We start from the raw sequence: 23928 nt of genomic DNA, 5'->3' as shown, positions 1-23928 counted from the left end.
TGCGGCCGCAAGCACCACCCACGACCGCCGGGCCGTGGGTGGTGCTTGCGGCCACCGCACGAAGCGCGGCACATGGGTGGTACAGCGGCCCGCAGGGCCGCACCGGGTCCGGGCGGAGTCCGGTCGTGGGAAGGGGCAGGGCGGGGAACACGCTCCCGCGCGGCGGACCGGTCGCGCGCTCCGCCCGCGTCAGCGGGCCCCGCAGCAGTCCGGCGCCAGCCCCACCGGCAGGCGCTCCCCGCCGAACACCGCCGTCGTCGGCTCGTCGCCGCCCAGCGCGGCCACCGCCAGCAGCAGCGACCCCGCCGTCCACGTCGTCAGTTCCTCGGGCCACACCGCGCGTTCGCCCTCGAAGACGTACCCCGTCCAGTAGAGGCCGCCCTCGGCGCGCAGGTGCTGGATGGACTGGAGGATCTCCAGCGCGCGGTCGGACTCGCCCACCGCCCAGAGCGCGAGCGCCAGTTCGCAGCTCTCGCCGCCGGTGACCCACGGGTTCGGCAGGACGCAGCGCACACCGAGTCCGGGCACCACGAACTCGTCCCAGCGCGACTCGATACGGGCCTTGGCGGCCGCGCCTGTCACGGCACCGCCCAGCACCGGGTAGTACCAGTCCATGGAGTAGCGGTTCTTGTCGAGGAAACGCTCGGGGTGGTCGCGGACGGCGTGCGCCAGCGCGCCCGCGGCGAGTTCCCAGTCGGGCTGCGGCTCCTCGCGTTCCTCCGCCACGGCCAGCGCACAGCGAAGCGCGTGGTGGATGGACGAACTGCCGGTCAGGAGGGCGTCGTTCACCGCCGTGCCGTCCGGCTCGCGCTTCCAGCCGATCTGCCCGCCGGGCTGCTGCAGCGCCAGGACGAACTCGATCGCCGCGTACACCACGGGCCACATACGGTCGAGGAAGGACTCGTCGCCGGTCGCGAGGTAGTGGTGCCACACGCCGACCGCGATGTAGGCGACGAAGTTGGTCTCACGGCCGTGGTCGGTGACGGCGCCCGCGTCGCCGTCGTGGTAGGCGGCGTACCAGGAGCCGTCGTCGTTCTGGTGCCTGGCCAGCCACTCGTAGGCGCGTGCGGCGGCGTCGTGTTCGCCGGCGGCGTCGAGTGCCATGGCGGCCTCGGTGTGGTCCCACGGGTCGAGGTGGTGGCCCCGGAACCACGGGATGGCGCCGTCGTCGCGCTGCGCGGCGAGGATCCCGGCGACGGTCTCGGCGGCCTCCGCCGCGTCGAGGACCCCGGGCAGGACAAGGTGCTCTGTACGTCCCGGCAACGTCACTTGACGGCGTCCACGGGAAGGTGCGGCTTGGTCGCGTACGCCACGAAGCTCTTGCCGATCAGCGGGTTCAGCGCCTGCTCGGCGACCCGGGTGGCCAGGGGCTTCTTCATGATGTCCCAGACGAGGAGCTTGTGGTACGCCTTCACCGGCAGCGCCTTGTCGTTGTCGACGCCGAAGGCGCACTTGAGCCACCAGTACGGCGAGTGCAGCGCGTGCGCGTGATGGGTGCCGTACGGCCGCAGGCCCGCCTGCCGCATCTTGGCGAGCAGTTCGTCGGCCCGGTAGATGCGGATGTGACCGCCCTCGACCTCGTGGTAGGCGTCGCTGAGTGCCCAGCAGATCTTCTCGGGGCCGTAGCGCGGCACGGTGACCGCGATGCGGCCGCCGGGCCTGAGGACGCGGACCATCTCGGCGAGCACACCCTTGTCGTCGGGGATGTGCTCCATCACCTCGGAGATGATGACGACGTCGAACGACTCGTCGGGGAAGGGAAGGTTGAGCGCGTCGCCCTCCATCGCGGTGGCCGTCGCACCCGCGGGAGCCTCACCCGCCTCCTTCATGGCCGCGAACCACTTGGCGACCTCGCGGATCTCCTCGCCGTTCTGGTCCAGGGCCACCACCCGCGCGCCGCGCCGGTAGCACTCGAACGCGTGTCGGCCTGCGCCGCAGCCGAGGTCGAGCACACGGTCGCCCGGCGCGAGAGGAAAGCGGGAGAAGTCGACGGTCAGCACGGGGGTCTGCCTTCCTGGGGGCGGAACGGGGAGGTGCGGGTGGTTCAGGAGGTACGTACGGGAGCAGCGGCCGAGCCGGTGGACGCGGCGATCGCCTCGCGGTATCGCTCCGCGGTGCCGATCGCGGCCTGCTTCCAGGTGAAGCGTGCCAGCACCCGGGCCCGGCCCGCGGCGCCCAGCCGGACCCGCAGGTCCGGGTCGTCCAGGAGCCGGCGCAGGGCGGCGGCGAGGGCGTCCGCGTCGCCGGGCGGCACGGCGAGGCACGTCCGGCCGTCGGGGCCGGCGACCTCGGGGATCGCGCCGCCCGTGGTGGCGACCAGCGGGGTGCCGGTGGCCATGGCCTCCGCGGCGGGCAGTGAGAAGCCCTCGTAGAGGGAGGGCACACAGGCGATCTGGGCGCTGCGTACGAGGTCGACGAGTTCGGCGTCGGTGATTCCCTTGACGAACTCGATCGCGTCCTCGAGGCCGTAGCGCTCGATCAGTTGCGCCACCGGACCGTCCTCCGCGCGCCTGCCGACGACGACGAGGTGGGCGTCCGGGTTCTCGGTGCGGAGTTTGGCGAGTGCCTCGACGAGGTGGACGAGGCCCTTGAGGGGGACGTCGGCGCTGGAGGTGGTGACGATCCGGCCGGGGACCTCCGCGACCGCCGGATCGGGCGAGAAAAGGTCGGTGTCGGCACCGATGTGGACGACATGTACGCGGTCGCGCCGTACGCCGAGGTGGTCGACGATCTCCTGCTGCGAGGAGCCGGAGACGGTGAGCACGGACGGCAGGCGCCGGGCGACGCGCTTCTGCATGCGGGTGAAGCCGTACCAGCGGCGCACGGACGCGCGGCGCTTCCAGTCCTGCGCGGCGTCGAGGTCGAGCTGCCGGTCGACGGTGATCGGGTGGTGGATCGTGGTGACGAGGGGCGCGCCGACGTCGCCGAGTAGGCCGTAGCCGAGGGTTTGGTTGTCGTGGACGACGTCGAAGTCCCCGCGCCGGGCGCGCAGATGACGGCGGGCGCGGAGGGAGAAGGTGAGCGGCTCGGGGAAGCCGCCGGTCCACATGGTGGCGACCTCGACGGCGTCGATCCAGTCGCGGTACTCGTCGCGCGCCGGCGTGCGGAACGGGTCGGGGCTGCGGTACAGGTCGAGGCTGGCCAGCTCCGTGAGCGGTACGCCCTCGTCGAGGACCGGGTACGGCTGGGCCCCGATCACCTCGACGTGGTGGCCGAGACGGGCGAGCTCGCGGGACAGATGGCGTACGTAGACACCCTGGCCGCCGCAGAACGGGTTCCCTTTGTACGTCAGGAGCGCGATCCGCAGCGGAGCGTCGTCGGCGCCGGACGTGCCCGCGCGGGGGCCGGCCTCTATGGCCTCTGCGGTCACCCGGGGCCCCCTTCTCACTGCGTTCCGGCGGAGCGTATTCGGTCGCGCTAATCTAGAACAAGTTTCAGACTTGATCGTTCAAGGAGCTTCGAATCTACCGGGCGGTAGCGCAACTGTGACCGGCGGATCAGGTGATTCCCGCCACGGCGGGCTCGTGCAGGAACGGACGACGGGACAGATGACAGCGGACGGAAGACCGACGCGGGCCGCGGGCCCCGCGTCACCGCCCCTCACCGAACGCCAGGAGGCGCGCCGCCGTCGCATCCTCCACGCGAGCGCGCAGCTCGCGAGCCGGGGCGGGTTCGACGCGGTGCAGATGCGTGAGGTCGCGGAGTCGTCGAGCGTCGCGCTCGGCACGCTGTACCGCTACTTCCCCTCCAAGATCCATCTGCTGGTCGCGACCATGCAGGACCAGCTCCAGCACATGCACACGACGCTGCGCAAACGCCCGCCGGGCGGCGACAGCGCGGCGGAGCGGGTGGCGGAGACGCTGATGCGGGCCTTCCGCGCACTGCAGCGCGAGCCGCATCTCGCGGACGCGATGGTACGGGCGCTGACCTTCGCGGACCGCAGCGTGAGCCCCGAGGTGGACACCGTCTCGCGGCAGACGACGGTGATCATCCTCGACGCGATGGGGATCGAGAACCCGACTCCCGAGCAGCTCTCGGCCGTCCGGGTGATCGAGCACACCTGGCACTCGGCGCTGATCACCTGGCTGTCGGGGCGGGCGTCGATCGCGCAGGTGAAGATCGACATCGAGACGGTCTGCCGCCTGATCGACCTGACGGCTCCGGACACGGGCGCCGTGCCGGCCCCGTCCCAGCCACCGCCCCCGGCCCCGCCCTCGAAGGGGCGCGGGCGGGGGCGGGCGGAACGGAGCGGCACGGAGGGGACGTGAGCCGCCCGGCGACGCGGCCCGCCCGGCTGCGCTCGCCGGTGCGGGCCGGGGGTCCGCGGGTCCACGGCCCGGCGTGAGGCACGGGCACAGGTGTTCCGGGGCCGGTCGTCACGGTCAGAGCAACAGCACGGCGGCACCCCACAGCACGCCAAGGGCCAGGACGAACGGGCCGAGCGGCATGCCCTGTTCGCCCGGTTCGGCGTCGCGTACCGGGCGCAGGGCCGGATCGCGCCGCAGGGCGTCGGCCTCCTCGGCCGCCCGCACCGCGGCCGGGTGGCGTCCGAGTCTGCGCTCCAGCCAGGCCGCACCGGTCGGCGAAAGAGACACGTCCCTGCCCTCCGACACGGAGATCCGGATGCCGTCGTCGGCGTGGCGGACACCGGTGATCCGGGCCCACGGGACATGTTCGACCCGCCAGGGTCCTGCCACCCACAGCCCTCCGTGGTCGGCCGTCACCCGCCAGTTGAGCGCGGTGGACACCGCACCGATGAGCCACAGCAGGCCGAGTGCCAGCAGCAGCCAGCGCCAGGAGAGGCCGTCGTCGGCCACTGCCCAGATGCCGCCGCCCTGCACGAGCAGCAGGAACAGCCCGAGGGCCCGCGAACCGCCGTCCGCCGACCATGTGCGCGGGTCGACGACGGGCTGCATCCCGGCGGCGACCTCGTCGGCAGGACGGCCCTGCGGACGAACGCGGTCGCCGGGGGAACCGGGGGAGCCGAAGAGCTTCGCCGTGGCGGGCCGCACCGGCGTGACGCTGTGCTCCGCCGCCGCCTCGCCGTCCTCCTCCGCGGCGATGAACACGACCTCCGCCCCGGTGCAGGGAGCCCCGAACAGGACGGCCTCGCACAACGGGGGCACGGGATCGGTGCCCTTGAGAACGGCAGCCGCCTTCGCCGCCTCGTGCGCCCGTGCCTCCTCCTCCGGCTCCTCCGACTCGTCCCACTCCGAGGCGATCAGCGCCTCGTCCTCGTCCTCGTCCTCGTCGCCCTCGTCCTCGCCGTCGGGGTCGAAGTACATGGAGTGGAAGTGCAGCAACGGACGTTCGCCCGCCAGGTCGTCCGCCGCGTACACCCACGTCCGGCCGTCCATGTGCCCCTCGCGGACGAGGACCTTGAGCGCCGGCACGGGTTCGCGTCGCAGTCGGAGCGTGTGCAGGTGCCCCGTCACACCGTTGGCCAGAAAGGCGAGTCCCGACGCCGCGGCCGCCAGCAGCAACAGCTCCCAGCCGAAGATGTCGTACGGCTCGGCGACCATGAGCACCTGTTCGCCGTCCACCACGAGGTCCACGGTGCTGCCGACCGGGTGGTCCTCCGGGTAGGCCGTCTCCACGGTGTGCGTGCCGCCCTCCGGGGATTTGGCCTCGATGAGCGTGGTTCCCTCGTCGTCCTCGAAGATCCGCGTGACCTCCGCGGCGATCCGGGTGCCGTGCGCGGCGTGCTCCTCGTACTCGCCGATGACCTGCTGGGCCTGCCAGAAGGCGAACACGCCCACCGTCAGCAGCAGCGCCGCGAGCACGAAGCCGAGACGACCGCGCCCGAAGCGTCCGGCCGTCGCGGGAAGGGCATGCCGGACGGGCCCGGCCGCCCGCTCGGCGAGCAGACGCTGCCGGCCGGCAGCGGCCAGCCTGTGGACGATCGTGACCATGGCGTAGGCCGGCGCGCACAGCACGGCGATGTCGGCCGGGCCGTCGAAGGCGGCCGGAAGCCCGGAGTCGAGGAGACCCGCCACCGTGGTCGTCGCCAGGCCCAGCAGCGCGAGTCGGGGCAGCCGCCAGATCCAGTACAGGTTCAGCAGCCCCGCGCCGGCCAGTGACAACGCCCACCAGTCGGCCCCGCAGGGTGCTTGCGTGGTGCAGGCGGCGACCGGCGCCTCGGCGACGGACCACACCGCCGTGACGACGAGCAGGCACACGGGCCACAGCGGATGCGCCCAGCGCGCCGGCGCGGCAGCCAGCCACTGTCCGCCCTGGGCGGACCGCCAGTCGGGCACTCCCGGAGGTATCCGGTCGGGCTGCAGGGGAAGAGGGAGATCACTCACGCGCGCATTATCGCCGGGCCGGACGCCCCCCGTACGCCGGCTTGAACCTGCCTCTTCACGGGCCGGTGAACCGGCTGCCGCGCCCGTACCGGGGCAGCCGGCGCCTCCTCTACTCGTCCGGGGGGAAGACCGCCTCGCCGCCGTCCGCCAGGGTCAAGGTGATCGCCTCCACTGGGCAGTTCTCCGCCGCGGCGAGGAGCTTCTCGTTGGCGTCGGCCGTATCGGTCCGCGCGTGCGACTGGCGGGCGGAGTCGAGGTCGAAGCCGTCCGGGGCGTGGCCGACGCACATGCCGGAGCCGATGCACAGGCTGCGGTCCACCTCGATGTACCAGCGGTCTGCCATCAGTCGCTCCCGTGTCCGGCGGGCAGGTGGATCATCTTGTGCTCGAAGTACTCGCCGTAGCCCTCGGGTCCGAACTCCCGGCCCATGCCGCTGTTCTTGTAGCCGCCGAACGGGCCGAGCATGTCGAGACTGAAGGTGTTGACGTTGTACGTCCCCGTCCGCACGCGGCGGGCGAAGTCGATGCCGTGCTCGACGTCGGAGGTCCACACGCTGCCGCTCAGGCCGTAGTCGGAGTCGTTCGCGATGGCGGCGGCCTCGTCCTCCTCCCCGTACGGCAGCAGGCAGATCACCGGGCCGAAGATCTCCTCGCGGGCGATGCGCATGGAGTTGTCGACGCCGCCGAAGAGGGTCGGTTCGACGTACCAGCCGCGCTCGAGGCCGGCCGGACGGCCGCCGCCGCAGAGGATCTTGGCGCCCTCCTCCTGGCCGATGCGGATGAAGTCGAGGGACCGGCGCTGCTGGCGCTCGGCGACCAGCGGGCCGACCTGGGTCGCCGCGTCGAGGGGGTCGCCGACGACCAGCGCGGAGGCCGCCGCGGCGAACGCCTCGGCGAACTCGTCGTAGCGGCTGCGCGGCGCGAGGATACGGGTCTGGGCCACGCACGCCTGGCCGTTGTTCATCCAGGCGGCGGGGACGATCCCCGCGACGGCGGTGGCGAGGTCGGCGTCGGGGAGGATCACGGCCGCCGACTTCCCGCCCAGTTCCAGCGTCACGCGGGTGAGGTTGCGGGAGGCGACCTCCATGACCCGGCGGCCGGCCGCGACCGAGCCGGTGAAGGAGACCTTGTCGACGCCGGGGTGCCCGACCAGGTACTCGCCGACCTCCCGGTCCGCGGGCAGGATCGACAGCACCCCCTCCGGCAGTCCGGCCTCGCGCGCGATCTCGCCGAGGATGTACGCGTCCAGCGGCGTCTCCGGAGCGGGCTTGAGGATCACCGAGCAGCCCGCGAGCAGCGCCGGCCCGAGCTTCGCGGCGGCGGTGAACTGCGGGACGTTCCACGGCACGACGGCCGCGACGACGCCGACCGGTTCCCGCCGGACGAGGACGGGGCCGAGAACGCCGGCGCGCCGCTCCTCGTACGTGAAGTCGCGGGCGACGGCGATGGCCGAGTCCCACACCATCATCGCGCCGAGCGCCTGCGCGAGAACGCTCCACGAGTAGGGGGAGCCGTTCTGCGCGCTGATGGACCGGGCGATCTCCTCGTGCCGCACGGCGATCGCGTCCTTGATCCGGCCGACGACCTCGATCCGCTCCTCGATGCTCGTGCGCGGCCAGGGCCCCTCGTCGAAGGCGCGGCGCGCGGCGGCCACCGCGCGGTCCACGTCCGCCCGTGAGGCGTGCGGGACGCGGCCGACGACCTGCTCGCTGTGCGGGGAGATCACCTCGATCACGTCCGGGCCGAGCGGGGCCGTCAACTCGCCCCCGATGAACAGTTCTCCGTGTTCCACGAGCTCGGTCACGACTGCTGCCTCCCGCCGCGGCGCACTATCTGACACAGTTTCAGAACTGATACCAGTTCCAGTTGCAGGGGGCAATGGGCATGAGGCCGACGACGGACGGAACCCCGGCCCCACTCGCACGCGACCACGGCGGCGGCGTCCACTCGCTGCGCGTCCCGATCCCGGACAACCCGCTCGGCCACACGCTGGTCCACCTGCTCGACACCGACCGGGGACCGGTCCTCGTCGACACCGGCTGGGACGACCCGACCGCCTGGCACACCCTCGAGGCGGGACTGGCGGCATGCGGCACCTCGGTCGACGACATCCACGGCATCGTCGTCACCCACCACCACCCCGACCACCACGGCCTGTCCGGCCGGGTCCGTGACGCGTCCGGCGCGTGGATCGCCATGCACGCCGCCGACGCCGACGTCGTACGCCGCACCCGCGAGGCGGAACCCGGCCTGTGGCTCGACTACCTCGCCGCCAAACTCGAACGCGCCGGGGCCCCCGACGCGCACATCGACCCGCTGCGCGCCGCGCGCGCCAAGGGCGGCGCCGGCCCACTGCCCGGCCTGCGCCCCGCCCTGCCCGACCGGGACATCGTCCCCGGCGAACTGCTCGATCTGGCAGGCCGCAGACTGCGGGCCGTCTGGACGCCCGGCCACACCCCGGGACACGTCTGCCTCCACCTCGAGGAGGCCCACCCGGCGGGCCGCCCCGGCAACGGCCGCCTCTTCTCCGGCGACCACCTGCTCCCCGGCATCACCCCTCACATCGGTCTCTACGAGGACCCCGACGACACCACCGTCACCGACCCCCTCGGTGACTACCTCGACTCGCTCGAACGTGTCGGCCGCCTCGCCCCGGCCGAGGTGCTCCCCGCCCACCAGCACGCCTTCACCGGCGCCGCGGACCGGGTACGGGAACTGCTCGCCCACCACGAGCAAAGACTCACCGGCCTGGTGGCGCTGCTCGCCGAGCCGCTGACGCCGTGGCAGGTCGCCGAGCGGATGGAGTGGAACAGGCCCTGGGCGCAGATCCCGTACGGCTCGCGGAACATCGCGGTCTCGGAGGCCGAGGCCCATCTGCGGCGGCTGGTGAAACTGGGGCGGGCACAGGCCGTACCGGGCGGGGAGCCCGCCCGGTACGTGGCCGTGTGACCAGCGCCCCACGTTCACGTCCGCGACCAGCCGGTAGAGTGGCGCAGTCGTCATCATTACCCGTACGGGGGGAAGCCGGTGCAATTCCGGCACCGACCCCTTCCCCTCGCATGCGCTCCGCGCCGGCTGGGGATGCCCCATACCGCTCGCCGCCCCCTGGGCCGCGAGTCGGAATGCCCCGTACGCGGTCGTGACCGGCTCGTGTCACCGGCAGCCGCCGGTGGCCGGCACCGTCGAGGCATACGGAGCCGGAGCCCAGGTGCCTGAGCGTGCCCGTGCCCGGCTCCCGCCGGGAGTACCGCAGGAGAGGCACCAGCCCGCCATGACCACCGTTCGCCGCGGCGCAGCCGCGCTCGTCGCCTCCGCCGTGCTCGGCCTGACCGCCGCGCCCGCCGCCCTCGCGGCTCCCTCCCCGACGCCGTCCGCCGAACTGCCCGCCGGGCTGTACGGCAAGAGCGACCCGACGTACGACGGCGTGTGGCGTCAGTCGCTCGCGCTCATCGCGCAGAACGAGGAACACCTGAAGCCCGCGCAAGCGGCGGTGGACTTCCTGATCGGCCAGCGGTGCGCGAACGGCGGCTTCCCCTCGTACCGCGCGGACACCTCGAAGGACTGCGACGCCGACCTGCCGCTCGACACCAACGCCAGTGCCGCCGCGGTGCAGGCGCTGGCCGGAATGGGCGGTAAGGGCGCCGTCGCGAAGAAGACGACCGCCTGGCTGAGGTCCGTGCAGAACGAGGACGGCGGCTGGGGCTACAACCCCGGCAGCGCCAGCGACGCCAACTCCACCTCCGTCGTGATCGGCGCGCTCGCCGCCGCCGGGGAGCCCCCCGCCGACATCCTCTCCAAGGGCGGCAAGACCCCGTACGACGCGCTGTTGACCTTCGCGAAGCCGTGCACCGGCAAGGACGGCGGCCCGTTCGTCTACCAGATCGCCTCCCCCGGCATGGTGGCCGACTCGACCGCCGCCGCCGTGCTCGCCCTGCACAACGAGGGTCTGGCAGGAGGCCGGAGCCACGAAGCGGACCGCCACGGCCCGACCTGTGTGCAGGGAACCTCACTCGACGACGCGGCGCACAACGGCGCGGTGCACCTGGCGAACAAGCTCGCCGCGACCGGTCATCTCGACACCCCGCCGATGCCCGGCGCCGACGACGCCTCCCCGAAGCCGGACTTCGGCAACACCGCCGATGCCGTCGTCGCCCTGTCCGTGCAGGGCCTTCACGAGCAGGCGAAGAAGCCGCTCGCCTGGCTGGAGAAGAACTCCGCGGCATGGGCGAAGGAGAACGGGCCAGCCGCCTACGCCCAGCTCGTCTTCGCCGCGCGCGCGGCCGGCGCCGACCCGAAGAACTTCGGCGGCACCGACCTGGTGTCGGCGCTGAACGCGACCGGCCCGGCGCCGGAAAAGGCACCTCAGAGCCGGCAGGAAGACATGACGAACGACAACTTCTTCGAGCGCTGGTGGTTCGTGGGCGTCATCTTCGTCGCAGCCGTGGGTGTGGGTTTCCTGTTCAGCGGCCGCAGGAAGAACAAGAGCTGATGCGAAGGCCGCGCCTCCTCTCTTTCCTCGGCCTCGGCGTCCTCGGCGTCCTGCTCACGGCCTTGGCCGCGGCCCCCGCGCAGGCGGCGGGCTACCGCTACTGGTCGTTCTGGCAGAGCAGCGGCGGCCAGTGGACGTACGCCACCGAGGGACCGGCCACCGCGCGGCCCGCCGACGGATCCGTGGGCGGCTTCCGGTTCTCCGTGAGCGAGAACAGCGGGGACGCGGCGAAGCCGCGCACGGCACCGGACTTCGCCGGCATCTGCGCGAACACGCCCCCGAAGGACGGACGGAAGCGCGTCGCGCTCGTCATCGACCCGGGCACGCCCTCGGACGCGCCCGAGGGCGAGACCCCGCCCGCGCAGCGCACGGCGTGCGCGCAGGTCGCCGAATCGGCGACCACGGCCGAGGCCCTGGCCCAGGTGGCGAAGCCACTGCGCTACAACAGCCAGGCCCTGCTGTGCGCGATCTCGGGCTACCCCGGGTCGGGTTGCGGAGAGCAGGTCTCCGGCACGGCCGAGCAGCCGTCGGCGGCGGAGAAGACCACGAGTCGGGGCGAGGGCCCGTCCGTCGGCGTGTACGCCGGCCTCGCGGCGGTGCTGGCGCTGGGCGCGGCGGCAGTGTGGCGTTCCCGCCGCCGCAACCGATGACCGGCGACCCGCACGACCGTGACGTCCCCGGCCTCCCGCCGGCCGACGAAGCGGTCACCGCCCCCGAGCCGACCGGCGAGGTGACACCTGCCCCATCGGCTCATGCGTTCGGGGCGACGCCGGTCTCCCCGTCGGGCTCGGTCTCCGGGCCGGGCTCGGCGTCCGAACCGGACTCGGAAAGCGTGCCCAACTCGGCGACCGGGCCGGACTCGACGTCCGGGCAGGTGTCGGCCTCCGGGCCGGACTCGACAACCAGGACGGACTCGGCATCCGAACCGGACTCGAAGTCCGAACCAGGCTCGGCGTCCGGGCCGGACTCGGCGGCGGCAGCAACGTTCGCGGCGGCGCAGGAGATCCGCGCCGCGCACCGCGTCCTCGGCACCGGCACCGGCACCGGCACCCGCAGCGGCCCGGCCCCCGCCCCGGCCGGCCGGCGGAACCCGCGGGCCACCGCGTACCTGCGCGCGCTGCGCGCACCCGGCGCGAACCGGGGGAACGCCCTGCCCGCCACCGCCTGGTGGCTCTGGGCTCTGGGACTGGCCGTCGCCGCCTCCCGCACCACCAACCCCCTCCTCCTCGCCATGCTCGTCGGCGTCGCCGGATACGTCGTCGCCGCTCGCCGTACCGACGCGCCCTGGGCCCGCTCCTACGGCGCGTTCGTCAGGCTGGGCCTCTTCGTCATCGCCGTACGCGTAGTCTTCTCCGTCGCCCTCGGCTCCCCCATCGCCGGTACGCACATCCTGTTCACACTCCCCGAGGTGCCGATGCCCGGCTGGGCGGACGGGGTGCGCATCGGCGGCCGTGTCTTCGCCGAGCAACTCGTCTTCGCCCTCTACGACGGCGCGAAGCTCGCGACGCTGCTCATCTGTGTCGGCGCCGCCAACGCGCTCGCGAATCCGGCGCGGCTCCTGAAGTCGCTGCCCGGCGCGCTGTACGAGGCGGGCGTGGCCGTCGTCGTCGCGATGACCTTCGCGCCGAACATGGTCGCGGACGTCCTGCGGCTGCGTACCGCACGACGTCTGCGCGGCCGCCCCACCGGTGGTGTACGGGCCGTCGCCCAGATCGGACTGCCGGTCCTCGAAGGCGCGTTGGAGCGGTCGATCGCGGTCGCCGCGTCGATGGACGCCCGTGGGTACGGGCGTACGGCCGACGTGCCGCCCTCGGTGCGCCGGACCACGGCCGTGCTCACCCTCGGCGGGCTGCTGGGCGTGTGCGCGGGTTCGTACGGGCTGCTCGCCTCGCAGGGCGCGCGGTACGGCGTGCCGCTGCTGATCGCCGGACTGCTCGCGGCGGTCGTCGGCCTGTGGCTGGGAGGCCGTCGTTCCGTGCGCACGCGCTACCGTCCCGACCGCTGGGGAGCAAGGGCCTGGCTGGTGGCCGCGTCCGGTGCGGCCGTCGCCGCGCTGATGATCCGGGCGGCCGTGTACGGGGGTGAGGCGCTGCACCCCGGTGTCGTACCGCTGACCGCGCCGACGCTGCCGCTGTGGCCGGCCCTGTCCGTGCTGATCGGCCTCCTTCCCGCGTTCGTCGCGCCCGTTCCCCGTGAGGAGTCGACCTCGTGATCCGCTTCGAGAACGTCTCGGTGACGTACGGCGACGCCGCCGCGCCGACGCTGGAGAACGTCGATCTCACCGTCCCCGAGGGCGAACTGGTGCTGCTCGTCGGCCCGTCCGGTGTCGGCAAGTCGACACTGCTGGGTGCGGTGTCGGGGCTCGTACCGCATTTCACGGGCGGGACGCTCCGCGGCCGCGTCACCGTCGACGGCCGCGACACGCGCACGCACAAGCCCCGTGAACTGGCGGACGTCGTAGGGACGGTGGGCCAGGACCCGTTGGCGCACTTCGTCACCGACACGGTCGAGGACGAGCTCGCGTACGGGATGGAGTCCCTCGGACTCGCGCCGGAGGTGATGCGCCGCCGTGTCGAGGAGACGCTCGACCTGCTGGGCCTCGCGGAGCTCCGCGACCGGCCGATCGCGACGCTGTCGGGCGGCCAGCAGCAGCGCGTCGCGATCGGCTCGGTGCTCACCCCGCACCCCAAGGTGCTGGTCCTCGACGAGCCGACGTCCGCGCTGGACCCGGCGGCGGCCGAGGAGGTGCTGGCGGTGCTGCAGCGCCTCGTCCACGACCTGGGCACCACGGTGCTGATGGCGGAGCACCGCCTGGAGCGGGTGGTGCAGTACGCGGACCGGGTCGTGCTCCTGCCCGCGCGCGGCGCGCGTCCGGTGGTCGGAGCGCCTGCCGCGGTGATGGCCGACTCCCCCGTCCACCCGCCGGTGGTCGCGCTGGCCAGGGCGGCGGGGTGGTCGCCGGTGCCGCTGTCCGTGAGGGACGCGCGCAGGCACGCGGCCGGCCTGCGGGAGCGTCTGGAGGGACTCTCGCCCGTCCCGCCCTCCCCGTATGCCGGCAGGCCGCAGGGCGGGGAGAACAGGCCGACCCCGCACAGCGGACCGGGCCCCACCCGCCGTCTGCTCGCCCGGCTCCGCCGCACCGCACCCGCCACGGCCCCGGCGACAGACGCGAACACGAGCACGGGCACGAACACGGGCACAGGCGCGAGCACGGGCACGGGCACGGTCGACAGCACCAGTACGGGCGCGCCGGTTCCGAGCACCCCGGGCACAGCCACCGTCGCCACCACCACCCGCCTCACCGTCCGCCGCGCCCGCGTCGAAGCGCTCCGCGACATCGGCCTCGCCGTCGCCCCCGGCGAGACCGTCGCGCTCATGGGCCGTAACGGCGCCGGCAAGTCCACGCTGCTCTCGACGCTCGTCGGCATGATCGAGCCCACCACCGGCACGGTCACGGTCGGCGGCCGCACCCCCCACCGCACACGGCCCCGCGACCTCATCCGTCAGGTCGGGCTCGTTCCCCAGGAGCCCCGTGACCTGCTCTACGCCGACACCGTCGCCGCCGAGTGCGCCGCGGCCGACAGCGACGCGCAGGCGGCGCGCGGCACGTGCCGCGCGCTCGTCACCGCGCTCCTCCCCGGAGTGCCGGACGGCACCCACCCCCGTGACCTGTCCGAAGGACAGCGTCTCGCTCTCGCACTGGCGATCGTGCTCACCGGCCGGCCGCCGCTCCTTCTCCTCGACGAGCCGACCCGCGGTCTGGACTACGCGGCCAAGTCGAGGCTGGTCGCGATCCTTCGGGACCTCGCCCGCGACGGGCACGCCATCGTCCTGGCCACGCACGACGTGGAGCTCGCAGCCGATCTCGCGCACCGGGTGGTGATCCTCGCCGACGGCGAGGTCGTGGCGGACGGTCCGACGCACGAGGTCGTGGTCTCCTCCCCGGCCTTCGCGCCGCAGATCGCCAAGATCCTCGCGCCGGCGCCGTGGCTGACCGTCTCCCAGGTCGAGACGGCCCTTGAGGCGAATCGATGAGCACCACGGACCGCCCCGTCCGCCTCGGTCCCCGATCCGCCGCCGCACTGGTCCTGATCAGCGCGATCGGCGTCGCCTTCTTCGGCTGGCCCCTGCTCGCCGACGCCGGGTCGGGCATCGCCTCGCACTCGGGCGACGCGCCGTGGCTTTTCGCGGCGCTGCTCCCGCTCCTGGTCGCCGTCGTCGTCGCGACCATCGCCGACTCCGGCATGGACGCGAAGGCGGTGGCGATGCTGGGTGTGCTCGCCGCGGTCGGCGCGGCGCTCAGACCGCTGGGTGCCGGGACGGCCGGTCTGGAGCCGATGTTCTTCCTGATGGTGCTGAGCGGCCGTGTCCTCGGCCCGGGTTTCGGTTTCGTGCTCGGCGCGGTGACCATGTTCGCGTCCGCGCTGCTGACCGGCGGCGTCGGACCGTGGATGCCGTTCCAGATGCTGTCGATGGGCTGGTTCGCCATGGGCGCGGGCCTGCTGCCCGGGGCCGACCGCGTCCGCGGCAGGGCGGAGCTGCTGATGCTCGCCGTGTACGGGGCGGTCGCGGCGTTCGCTTACGGCACGGTCATGAACCTCCAGGGCTGGACGATCATCACGGCCGTGTCGTCCGGGATCTCGTTCCACCCCGGGGACCCCGTCCACGAGAACCTGGTGCGCTTCCTCGCCTACTGCGCCGCCACGTCCCTCGGCTGGGACCTCGGCCGTGCGGTGCTCACCGTGGTCCTCACGCTCACCCTCGGCGCGACGCTCCTCAAGGCGCTGCGCCGGGCGACGCGGCGGGCCGCGTTCGAGGCCCGCGTCACATTCAAGGAGCCCGAAGCGGCGCCGCGGGGGTGAGACCCCCCACAGGGCCTTCGTCCCGTACGACACGGGGTAGTAGTCCCTCCGCACGGGCCACGGACCCCTCGTACACGGCCGCCACCTGCGGTGTCCCGTGCCGTCAAGCCTTGGGGACATTTCGACCCGAATCCGATTCCGCCTAGTAAGCGGGGTCGTTGCGCCACGCCGGAGAAGCTGCTGAAACTGGTCGGGTCGCAAGGCGCGACGCCGTGATCCTGACGGAGCGGCAGCGCCCACCCGGCGGCCGGAACCCCACCCCCCACGGACGGGGTTCCGGCACGTCCGGACGCGACGGCCCTCGCCCCCGAAGTCAGGATCACCACGTGTCGCGCTCCGTCATCCGCAGCATCGCCGCCCGCCGGAAGACCGCCCTCGCGGGCTCCGTCTTCGTACTCGGCACCGCCGGCATGGCCCTCGGCCTGAACCCGGCCACGGCCTCCGCGGCACCCGCCGCGCCGTCCGGTTCCCCCAAGGCGATCGCCCAGAAGATGATCGAGAACGACGCGCAGTTCGCCTGCTTCGACAAGATCGTGACCCACGAGTCCAACTGGGACGTGGACGCCACCAACGCGTCCAGCGGCGCGTACGGCCTGGTCCAGGCCCTGCCCGGCGGCAAGATGGCCTCCGCGGGCGCGGACTGGGAGACCAACCCCGCCACCCAGATCGAGTGGGGCCTGGACTACATGGAGGACCGTTACGGCAGCCCGTGCGGCGCCTGGTCCGCCTGGCAGTCCCAGGGCTGGTACTGACCGGCCGGCCCGGCCCCGGCACGGAAGGCCCGGCACCTCTCCGCCGGACCCGGCCCGTACCCGCCGGACCCCGGGTCCGCCGGGTCCCCGCCGGACCCGGACCTGCACGCGTGCCTAGATCCGTTGGATGATCGTGCCGGTCGCCTGCGCGCCGCCCGCGCACATGGCGATCAGCGCGAATTCCTTGTCCCGGCGCTCCAGCTCGTGGAGCGCCGTCGTGATGAGCCGGGCACCCGTCGCACCGACCGGGTGCCCGAGTGCTATCCCGCCTCCGTTGACGTTGACCTTGTCGAGGTCCTGGTCGAAGACCTGCGCCCAGCTGAGGACCACGGACGCGAACGCCTCGTTGATCTCGACCAGGTCGATGTCCCTGAGCGACATGCCCGCCCTGCCGAGCACGGCACGCGTGGCGTCGATCGGGCCGTCCAGGTGGTAGTGCGGGTCCGCGCCGACGAGCGCCTGCGCGACGATGCGGGCGCGGGGCTTCAGCTTCAGTGCCCGTGCCATGCGCTTGGACGCCCACATGACGGCCGCCGCGCCGTCCGAGATCTGTGACGAGTTGCCGGCGGTGTGCACCGCGGTCGGCATGACCGGTTTCAGTCCCGCCAGCGCCTCCGCGGAGGTGTCGCGCAGCCCCTCGTCCCGGTCGACGAGCCGCCACATGCCCTGCCCCGCGGCCTGTTCCTCCTCCGTCGTCGGCACCTGCACCGCGTACGTCTCACGCTTGAAACGCTCCTCGCTCCACGCCGTCGCGGCACGCTGCTGCGACATCAGCCCGAGCCGGTCGACGTCCTCCCGTGTCAGGCCGCGACGGCGGGCGATGCGCTCGGCGGCCTCGAACTGGTTGGGCAGGTCGACGTTCCACTCGTCGGGGAACGGCTTGCCCGGACCGTGCTTGGACCCGCTGCCGAGCGGCACCCGCGACATGGCCTCCACGCCGCAGCTGATGCCGATGTCGATGACACCGGCCGAGATCATGTTCGCGACCATGTGGCTCGCCTGCTGCGAGGAGCCGCACTGACAGTCCACGGTGGTCGCCGCCGTCTCGTACGGCAGCCCGACCGTCAGCCAGGCGGTGCGCGCCGGGTTCATGGACTGCTCGCCGGCGTGTGTGACGGTGCCGCCGACGATCTGTTCGACGCAGTCGGCCTGGAGGCCGGTGCGGCCGAGGAGTTCACGGTAGGTCTCGCCCAGCAGGTAGGCGGGGTGGAGGTTGGCGAGAAGCCCTCCCCGTTTACCGATGGGGGTGCGTACGGCTTCGACGATGACGGGTTCCGCGGCCATGAGCTCGTCCTCTCCTGGCGGCCGTCCGGGCGTCCCGGCGCCCTTACGGGCCGAACTCTCAAGACTCGGGAACTAGTACGCGTTCTAGTTCCGCAAGAAGTCTTATGACTGCTACCGCCGGTACGCAAGGGTCTTGCACGCCTCATGCTGCGGCTTGTCCCGCCCCCCTCACGCAACAGTTGGGGCCGCGAGCCTTGCCACTTGTAGAACTCGTTACTACCTTTCGGCCACTTCCTGATGACCCATCAGGTCGACGACTCAGCGGGAGCTGCCGATGTCCTGCCCCCATCTCCCCCAAGGGTTTGACTTCACCGACCCCGACCTCCTCCAGGCCCGCATCCCCCACCCCGAGTTCGCCGAGATGCGGCGCACCGCGCCCGTCTGGTGGTGCGAACAGCCCACAGGCATCTCCGGCTTCGACGACGAGGGCTACTGGGCCGTCACCCGGCACGCCGACGTCAAGCACGTCTCCACCCACCCCGAGCTCTTCTCCTCGAACACGAACACGGCCGTCATCCGCTTCAACGAGTCCATCAGCCGTGACCAGATCGAGGTCCAGAAACTGATCATGCTCAACATGGACCCGCCGGAACACACCAGGGTCCGCCAGATCGTGCAGCGCGGCTTCACCCCGCGTGCCGTGCGCTCCCTGGAGTCCGCACTGCGCCGCCGCGCGCGATCCGTCGTCGAGACGGCGGCGGCCGGCGCGAAACCGGACGGAAGCTTCGACTTCGTCACCGGGATCGCGGTGGAACTCCCCCTCCAGGCCATCGCCGAACTCATCGGTGTGCCCCAGGAGGACCAGGCCAGGATCTTCGACTGGTCCAACAAGATGGCCGCCTACGACGACCCCGAGTACGCCATCACCGAGGAGGTCGGCACAGAGGCGGCCATGGAGATCGTCTCGTACGCGATGAACCTCGCGGCAGCACGCAAGGAGTGCCCGGCAGCGGACATCGTGAGCCGGCTGGTGGCGGCGGAGGGCGAAGGGAACCTGTCCTCCGACGAGTTCGGCTTCTTCGTCATCCTCCTCGCGGTGGCCGGGAACGAGACGACCCGCAACGCGATCAGCCACGGAATGCACGCGTTCCTCACCCACCCCGAGCAGTGGGAGCTCTACAAGCGGCTGCGCCCGCACACGACGGCGGAGGAGATCGTCCGCTGGGCCACGCCCGTCGTCTCCTTCCAGCGCACCGCGACCCAGGACGTCGTACTGGGCGGAGCCCGTATCAAGAAGGGCGACCGGGTCGGCCTCTTCTACTCCTCGGCCAACAACGACCCGTCGGTCTTCGACCACCCCGAACGATTCGACATCACCCGCGACCCCAACCCCCACCTGGGCTTCGGTGGCGGCGGCCCGCACTTCTGCCTCGGCAAGTCACTGGCGGTGATGGAGATCGACCTGATCTTCAACGCGATCGCCGACACCCTCCCGGACCTCCGCATGGCGGGCGACCCCCGGCGTCTGCGCTCGGCCTGGCTCAACGGCATCAAGGAACTGAGGGTCACCCACGGCTGACGGAGGGCGGGACAGAGGGACGGCGGGCGGACCGGGCAGCCGGTACGGGCGACCCAGCCGGACGGCGGCCGGTACGGGCGACCCGGGCCGGCGCCCCGGCAAGGGCCGTCATCCGGTCAGGCGTCGCTCAAGTGGCGGAAGCCGCCGGGTTCGCGGACCATTGATGAGGCGACGATCCAGCCTGGCGGGTGCGGAGGCGCGAGCCCCCGCACCCGCCGGGGCTCATGTGCGGGTGCTCGCCACCTGCTTGTCCGCCTTCTCCGTGTGCGACCTCGCCGCCGGGACGAAGCCGGTGGGGACCAGCAGTTGCCTGCGTCCCGCCAGCACGTACGTGAGACCGAAGCCCGCTGCCACCACCGCCGCTCCGCCCACCGCGTCGAGCACCCAGTGATTGGCGGTGGCGACGATCGCGCAGACGGTGATCAGCGGGTGCAGCAGTCCGAGCAGCTTCATCCACAGCTTGGGCGCGAGCATCAGGATCACGAGTCCGCACCACAGCGACCAGCCGAAGTGGAGCGACGGCATGGCCGCGTACTGGTTGGTGACGGCGGTCATCGCCCCGTAGTCCGGGTTGGCGAGATCCTGCGGGCCGTGGACCGTGTCGACGAAGCCCATACCGGGCATAAGGCGCGGCGGCGCCAGCGGGTAGAGCCAGAAGCCGAGAAGCGCGAGCACCGTCGCGAAGGCGAGCGACGAACGGGCCCAGCGGTAGTCGCAGGGCCTGCGCACGTACAGGACACCGAGGATGGACAGCGGGACCAGGAAGTGGAACGACGTGTAGTGGAAGTTGAGGAACGCCTCCGCCCACCTGGTGTTCACCACCGCCTGGTTGGCCCAGTGCTCGATGTCGATGCCGAGCACACCCTCGAGCGAATGGATCTGCCGGGCGTGTTCCTCGGCTGCCGCCACGCTGCCCCTCGCCGCGGCGCGGATGTGGGAGTAGACGGAGTAGCCGACCCGTATGACCAGCAGTTCGAGCAGCAGGTTGGGGCGGCTGAGCACCCGCCGCCAGAACGGCAGCAGCGGGACGCGGCCCCAGCGGGCCGGGGCGGGCGTGGCGTACTCGGTCGGGACGGGCCGGCGGAAGTGCGGTGAGCTGAGCGGCAGGAACGGCACCGCGCAGGACGCCGCGAGCGCGGCGATGAGGAGGGTGTTGTCCCTGATGGGGTGGAACACCGTCATCTCGGGCAGCATCATGTGGCCCGGCAGCGTTATGGCGAGGACGACGAGGACGGGCCACAGCATCCGGTCGGACGCCCGCTTGCCCACCCGGCCGACGACGGCGAGGAGCACCCACAGGAGCTGGTGCTGCCACGCGGTCGGTGAGACGGCGACGGCGACGCAGCCGGTGAGGGCGACGGCGAGGAGGAGCTGTCCGTCCTGGGCGTAGCGGACGGCGCGGCGGAGCCCGACGAAGACGACCGCGGCCGCGAGCAGCAGGTAGACGGCGATCTCGGCGGGGCCGTGAAGGCCGAAACGGAGGAGGGCTCCGTGCAGGGACTGGTTGGCCGCGCTGTCCGGGTTCTCGCCGAGTCCGGCGCCCGCGACGTGGTGCACCCAGTACGCCCACGAATCGCCGGGCATGGCGGCCCAGGCGAGCGCGGAGAGGGCGGCGAAGGTGCCCGCGGAGGTCACGGCGGCCTGGCGCCGGCCGGTGAGCCACAGCAGCGGCGCGAACAGCAGCACGGTCGGCTGGAGGGCGGCGCCGACACCGATGAGGAGCCCGGCGGGTCTCTCGTCGCGCACCGCGAGGCAGCCCAGCAGGACGAGCAGGACGGGGATGATGCTGGTCTGACCGAGATGGAAGCTGTTGCGGACGGGCAGCGACAGCATCAGCAGGCTGATCGCGACGGGCGCGGCCAGCAGTGCGCTGCGGCGGGAGACGGGGATCGGCAGCGCGCGGCCCGCGACGAGACCGAGCAGCACCACGAGCAGCAGGGTGCCGAAGGTCCATGCGACGCCGAGGCTCTGCTCGGCGGCGCTGGTGAGCGGTCTGAGCACCAGTCCGGCGAACGGGGTGCCGGTGAATCTGCCCTCTTCGTAGAGAGAGCCGGGGACGTGCAGGACGCCGTTCGCGCCGACCCACGTCTCCAGGTCGATGAGCCGCTTGCCCGGCGGCGTCGTGAGTACGGCCGCCGTCTGCCGCACGGCGAGGACCGCCGCGAAGAGCCACAGCGCGGCCCTGGCGGCACCGATCCTCGGATCCGCCGCCCGATCCACCGCCGCACTCCCCCGTACGTTGCGTTCCGTGTTCGCCACGCCGCGCCGAGCCTCCCCACCGTTCAGTCGTCCTGTTGTCTGCTGTTCTGGTGTCCACAGGGCGTCCGCAGAGCGTCGCACCGCCCCCTGAGGAAGACCCACGCAACCCCCTGTTCGCCTGGCTGTCACCCCGTTTGCCGGCCGAATCGCGTCGGCTGTCGTGGCGGAGATGACCGGTCCGGGCCGGAACCACGAACGTTCGCGGCACCGTCACTGGAGGTATGCGGGGGAACATACAAGAATTCGGCACACGCGCGCGCCTGCTCACGGTGCTGCTGGCGGTGCTCGTGCTGCAGATCGGATCGCTGGTGAGCCCGGCGTACGCGTGTGGCTGCGGGGCGATGGTGGTGGACCGGAACGCGGAGTTCTCCGTGAACCGGGAGTCCTCCGTGATCGACTGGGACGGCCGCACCGAGCAGATCGTCATGCGCTTCACGGTCGACTCGGACGCCCCGGAGGCCGCGTGGATCATGCCCGTTCCGGGGCGGGCCACCGTGGAACTCGCCGACGCCTCCGTCTTCGACGAACTGGTGCGGATCGCGGCGCCGGAACACCGTACGCGCCACTACTTCTGGCCGCGGGGCGGCGACTGGCCCTTCGACAGCGTGGACGGGGCGGTGGGCGCGGCCCCGGCGCCGGGCGCGGAGGGTTCCGGGGTGGGGGTGGTCGGCCGGGAGCGGCTGGGTGACTTCGACGTGGCACGGCTGACGGCGACCGACCCCGACGCGCTGGGCGACTGGCTGGCGGAGAACGGCTTCGAGATGCCGGAGGGTCTCGGCGAGGATCTCCGGCCGTACGTCGACCAGGGCTGGGAGTACGTGGCCGTACGGCTGGCGCCGAGCGAGCAGGGCACGGCGCTGGACGGCACGCTCGACCCGCTGCGGCTGAGCTTCGAGAGCGAGACGCTCGTCTACCCGATGCGGCTGTCCCGGCGCGCGAAGTCGGCCCAGTCGCTCGGTCTGTTCGTGCTCGCGCGGCACCGTATGGAGCCGCGCTCCGCGATCGGCGGGACGGAGCCGGAGGTGACGTACGCCGGGAAACTCGAACCGCGTGGGGCGGTGGGCCGGCTGACGGGTGGCGAGGAGCGCTTCCTCACCGTGCTCGACCAGCGCTTTCCCGATCCGGGCCGGATCGACGGCGACCACGAGCTGGTGGCGACCGCCGAGGACACACCCTTTCGGCGAGTGGTCTGGGACGACGACCTGCTGACTGCCGGCGGGGCGCCCGTGTGGCTCCTCACGGTGGTCGGCGGTCCGGCCGCGGTCGCCCTCGCCGTGCTGCTGTCGCGGCGGATCCGGGTGAGGCAGCGTCGTTGAAAGTAGGTTGAGCCGTATGACTCAGGATCAATGGCAGGCCGTGGACGGCTACATCAACGATCTCCTCGTGCCCGAGGACGAGGCACTGCTCGCCGCGCTCGCGGCGAGCGACGCGGCGGGGCTCCCCGCGATCAACGTCGCGCCCAACCAGGGCAAGCTGCTGCATCTGCTGGCCCGTGTGCAGGGCGCGCGCACGGCGCTGGAGATCGGCACCCTGGGCGGCTACAGCACGATCTGGCTGGCGCGGGCGCTGCCCGCGGACGGCCGGCTGATCTCGCTCGAACACGACCCGGCGCACGCGGAGGTGGCCCGTGCGAACATCGCGCGGGCCGGACTGGACAAGGTCGCGGAGGTGCGTACGGGCGCGGCGCTCGACACCCTGCCGCGCATCGAGGCGGAGCCGGGGGCGGGCCCGTTCGACCTGGTCTTCATCGACGCGGACAAGCGCAACAACGCGCGCTACGTCGAGTGGGCCCTGCGCCTGACGCGTCCCGGAAGCGTGATCGTCGTGGACAACGTGGTGCGGGGCGGCGGTGTGCTCGACGGCTCGAGCGAGGACCCGGCGATCGTCGGGACGCGCGAGATGTTCGAACTGATCGCGCGTGAGCCGAGGCTGGACGCCACGGCGGTGCAGACGGTGGGCGTGAAGGGGCACGACGGGCTGGTGGTGGCGCGGGTACTCGCGTGACGGACGCTCGGGCCGCAGGCCGCGGGGTGGGGTGGGGAGGGGGGCGAGGCCGTGGGGCAGGATGGGCGCATGAGCATCGTGAAGATCAACGTCCTCACCGTCCCGGCCGAGCAGCGTGAGGTCCTCGAGAAGCGTTTCGCCTCCCGCGCCGGCGCCGTCGAGGGCTCCGACGGGTTCGAGTGGTTCGAGCTGCTGCGGCCCGTCGAGGGCACCGACCAGTACCTGGTCTACACGCGGTGGCGTGACGAGGCCTCGTTCCAGGCGTGGATGGAGGGGCCGATGAAGGCCGCCCACCAGGGCGGCACGCAGGAAGGTGGCGGCGAGCGCCCCAGGCCCGCCGCCACCGGGTCCACCGTGTGGTCGTTCGAGGTCGTGCAGCAGGCCGCTCCGAAGGCCTGACGGCGGCGGGCCTCCGTACCCAAGGCCTGACGGCCGCAGGCCCGGCCGGAGCGCCG

At 72.5% G+C, this 23928-nt stretch carries 20 protein-coding genes; 12 read left to right on the top strand and 8 right to left on the bottom strand.

Annotation, left to right across the window (positions count from 1 at the left end; genetic code table 11):
• Window positions 1-189: 189 nt before the first annotated feature.
• The 3 genes from ACFYV1_RS09150 to ACFYV1_RS09140 are packed head-to-tail and all read right to left on the bottom strand — an operon-like array spanning window position 190 to window position 3370.
• Window positions 190-1269 carry a prenyltransferase/squalene oxidase repeat-containing protein gene (locus ACFYV1_RS09150; protein WP_389394794.1) on the bottom strand — a complete coding sequence of 360 codons (1080 nt, stop codon included), beginning with the start codon at window positions 1267-1269 and terminating at the stop codon, window positions 190-192.
• Entirely contained in the window at window positions 1266-2000 is a 735-nt protein-coding gene (locus ACFYV1_RS09145; RefSeq protein WP_389394793.1) for a methyltransferase domain-containing protein, read from the bottom strand. The genes ACFYV1_RS09150 and ACFYV1_RS09145 overlap by 4 nt, the downstream gene beginning before the upstream one ends.
• A 44-nt stretch (window positions 2001-2044) precedes the next feature.
• Window positions 2045-3370 carry a glycosyltransferase family 4 protein gene (locus ACFYV1_RS09140; RefSeq protein ID WP_389394792.1) on the bottom strand — a complete coding sequence of 442 codons (1326 nt, stop codon included), beginning with the start codon at window positions 3368-3370 and terminating at the stop codon, window positions 2045-2047.
• Between the two features lie 178 nt (window positions 3371-3548).
• Here ACFYV1_RS09140 and ACFYV1_RS09135 point away from each other — a divergent pair, with 178 nt between their 5' ends.
• Window positions 3549-4268, top strand: coding sequence for a TetR family transcriptional regulator (locus ACFYV1_RS09135; protein WP_389394791.1), 720 nt, complete (start codon window positions 3549-3551; stop codon window positions 4266-4268).
• A 114-nt stretch (window positions 4269-4382) separates the two neighbouring features.
• Here the strand turns inward: ACFYV1_RS09135 and ACFYV1_RS09130 are convergent, their stop codons facing one another.
• The 3 genes from ACFYV1_RS09130 to ACFYV1_RS09120 all read right to left on the bottom strand — a co-directional run bounded on the left by ACFYV1_RS09130 (window position 4383) and on the right by ACFYV1_RS09120 (window position 8108).
• Window positions 4383-6305, bottom strand: coding sequence for a hypothetical protein (locus tag ACFYV1_RS09130; RefSeq protein ID WP_389394790.1), 1923 nt, complete (start codon window positions 6303-6305; stop codon window positions 4383-4385).
• 109 nt (window positions 6306-6414) lie between these two features.
• Window positions 6415-6648 carry a ferredoxin gene (locus ACFYV1_RS09125; protein ID WP_389394789.1) on the bottom strand — a complete coding sequence of 78 codons (234 nt, stop codon included), beginning with the start codon at window positions 6646-6648 and terminating at the stop codon, window positions 6415-6417.
• The gene (locus ACFYV1_RS09120) at window positions 6648-8108 is read right to left on the bottom strand and encodes an aldehyde dehydrogenase (RefSeq protein ID WP_389394788.1); all 1461 of its coding nucleotides are present in this window, start codon (window positions 8106-8108) and stop codon (window positions 6648-6650) included. Before ACFYV1_RS09120 ends, ACFYV1_RS09125 begins: the two co-directional genes overlap by 1 nt.
• A gap of 80 nt (window positions 8109-8188) precedes the next feature.
• Here ACFYV1_RS09120 and ACFYV1_RS09115 point away from each other — a divergent pair, with 80 nt between their 5' ends.
• From ACFYV1_RS09115 to ACFYV1_RS09085, 7 genes are all read left to right on the top strand, one after another.
• The gene (locus tag ACFYV1_RS09115; protein WP_389394787.1) at window positions 8189-9253 is read left to right on the top strand and encodes an MBL fold metallo-hydrolase; all 1065 of its coding nucleotides are present in this window, start codon (window positions 8189-8191) and stop codon (window positions 9251-9253) included.
• Window positions 9254-9575: 322 nt separating this feature from the next.
• Window positions 9576-10793 (top strand): prenyltransferase/squalene oxidase repeat-containing protein, encoded by a 1218-nt coding sequence (locus tag ACFYV1_RS09110; protein WP_389394786.1) that lies wholly within the window; start codon window positions 9576-9578, stop codon window positions 10791-10793.
• The gene (locus tag ACFYV1_RS09105) at window positions 10793-11443 is read left to right on the top strand and encodes an SCO2322 family protein (RefSeq protein ID WP_389394785.1); all 651 of its coding nucleotides are present in this window, start codon (window positions 10793-10795) and stop codon (window positions 11441-11443) included. Before ACFYV1_RS09110 ends, ACFYV1_RS09105 begins: the two co-directional genes overlap by 1 nt.
• Before the next feature lie 458 nt (window positions 11444-11901).
• Complete coding sequence (locus ACFYV1_RS09100; RefSeq protein WP_389395264.1) at window positions 11902-13005, top strand: energy-coupling factor transporter transmembrane protein EcfT; 1104 nt, start codon at window positions 11902-11904, stop codon at window positions 13003-13005.
• A complete protein-coding gene (locus ACFYV1_RS09095; RefSeq protein WP_389394784.1) occupies window positions 13002-14828 on the top strand; it encodes an ABC transporter ATP-binding protein in 1827 nt (608 codons plus the stop codon). The genes ACFYV1_RS09100 and ACFYV1_RS09095 overlap by 4 nt, the downstream gene beginning before the upstream one ends.
• Window positions 14825-15655 (top strand): ECF transporter S component, encoded by an 831-nt coding sequence (locus tag ACFYV1_RS09090; RefSeq protein WP_389394783.1) that lies wholly within the window; start codon window positions 14825-14827, stop codon window positions 15653-15655. Before ACFYV1_RS09095 ends, ACFYV1_RS09090 begins: the two co-directional genes overlap by 4 nt.
• Before the next feature lie 326 nt (window positions 15656-15981).
• Window positions 15982-16407 (top strand): transglycosylase SLT domain-containing protein, encoded by a 426-nt coding sequence (locus tag ACFYV1_RS09085; protein ID WP_389394782.1) that lies wholly within the window; start codon window positions 15982-15984, stop codon window positions 16405-16407.
• Between the two features lie 114 nt (window positions 16408-16521).
• Here ACFYV1_RS09085 and ACFYV1_RS09080 read toward each other — a convergent pair whose 3' ends face one another.
• Complete coding sequence (locus ACFYV1_RS09080) at window positions 16522-17691, bottom strand: steroid 3-ketoacyl-CoA thiolase (RefSeq protein WP_389394781.1); 1170 nt, start codon at window positions 17689-17691, stop codon at window positions 16522-16524.
• A gap of 274 nt (window positions 17692-17965) precedes the next feature.
• On the opposite strand from ACFYV1_RS09080, the gene ACFYV1_RS09075 reads away from it, so the two are divergent.
• Window positions 17966-19210: a cytochrome P450 gene (locus ACFYV1_RS09075; protein ID WP_389394780.1), complete on the top strand. Its 1245-nt coding sequence runs from the start codon at window positions 17966-17968 to the stop codon at window positions 19208-19210.
• 222 nt (window positions 19211-19432) lie between these two features.
• Here the strand turns inward: ACFYV1_RS09075 and ACFYV1_RS09070 are convergent, their stop codons facing one another.
• A complete protein-coding gene (locus tag ACFYV1_RS09070) occupies window positions 19433-21469 on the bottom strand; it encodes a bifunctional glycosyltransferase 87/phosphatase PAP2 family protein (RefSeq protein WP_389394779.1) in 2037 nt (678 codons plus the stop codon).
• Between the two features lie 221 nt (window positions 21470-21690).
• Between ACFYV1_RS09070 and ACFYV1_RS09065 the strand changes: the two genes are divergently transcribed.
• The 3 genes from ACFYV1_RS09065 to ACFYV1_RS09055 all read left to right on the top strand — a co-directional run bounded on the left by ACFYV1_RS09065 (window position 21691) and on the right by ACFYV1_RS09055 (window position 23872).
• Window positions 21691-22785 (top strand): DUF2330 domain-containing protein, encoded by a 1095-nt coding sequence (locus tag ACFYV1_RS09065; RefSeq protein WP_389394778.1) that lies wholly within the window; start codon window positions 21691-21693, stop codon window positions 22783-22785.
• A gap of 16 nt (window positions 22786-22801) precedes the next feature.
• Complete coding sequence (locus tag ACFYV1_RS09060; RefSeq protein WP_389394777.1) at window positions 22802-23473, top strand: O-methyltransferase; 672 nt, start codon at window positions 22802-22804, stop codon at window positions 23471-23473.
• Between the two features lie 69 nt (window positions 23474-23542).
• A complete protein-coding gene (locus tag ACFYV1_RS09055) occupies window positions 23543-23872 on the top strand; it encodes an antibiotic biosynthesis monooxygenase family protein (RefSeq protein WP_389394776.1) in 330 nt (109 codons plus the stop codon).
• Window positions 23873-23928 lie beyond the last annotated feature (56 nt).

The organism is Streptomyces sp. NPDC003023, from assembly GCF_042888225.1.
Lineage (GTDB): Bacteria > Actinomycetota > Actinomycetes > Streptomycetales > Streptomycetaceae > Streptomyces.
Note: the sequence above shows the minus strand (reverse complement) of the source record. Positions and strands in the feature narration are given on the sequence as shown.

Excerpts from the sequence above, each read along its gene's own strand:
- ACFYV1_RS09135 (WP_389394791.1), top strand. The coding sequence starts at position 3,549 with ATGACAGCGGACGGAAGACCGACGCGGGCCGCGGGCCCCGCGTCACCG.
- ACFYV1_RS09125 (WP_389394789.1), bottom strand. The coding sequence starts at position 6,648 with ATGGCAGACCGCTGGTACATCGAGGTGGACCGCAGCCTGTGCATCGGC.
- ACFYV1_RS09115 (WP_389394787.1), top strand. The coding sequence starts at position 8,189 with ATGAGGCCGACGACGGACGGAACCCCGGCCCCACTCGCACGCGACCAC.
- ACFYV1_RS09110 (WP_389394786.1), top strand. The coding sequence starts at position 9,576 with ATGACCACCGTTCGCCGCGGCGCAGCCGCGCTCGTCGCCTCCGCCGTG.
- ACFYV1_RS09105 (WP_389394785.1), top strand. The coding sequence starts at position 10,793 with ATGCGAAGGCCGCGCCTCCTCTCTTTCCTCGGCCTCGGCGTCCTCGGC.
- ACFYV1_RS09090 (WP_389394783.1), top strand. The coding sequence starts at position 14,825 with ATGAGCACCACGGACCGCCCCGTCCGCCTCGGTCCCCGATCCGCCGCC.
- ACFYV1_RS09080 (WP_389394781.1), bottom strand. The coding sequence starts at position 17,691 with ATGGCCGCGGAACCCGTCATCGTCGAAGCCGTACGCACCCCCATCGGT.
- ACFYV1_RS09075 (WP_389394780.1), top strand. The coding sequence starts at position 17,966 with ATGTCCTGCCCCCATCTCCCCCAAGGGTTTGACTTCACCGACCCCGAC.
- ACFYV1_RS09065 (WP_389394778.1), top strand. The coding sequence starts at position 21,691 with ATGCGGGGGAACATACAAGAATTCGGCACACGCGCGCGCCTGCTCACG.
- ACFYV1_RS09060 (WP_389394777.1), top strand. The coding sequence starts at position 22,802 with ATGACTCAGGATCAATGGCAGGCCGTGGACGGCTACATCAACGATCTC.
- ACFYV1_RS09055 (WP_389394776.1), top strand. The coding sequence starts at position 23,543 with ATGAGCATCGTGAAGATCAACGTCCTCACCGTCCCGGCCGAGCAGCGT.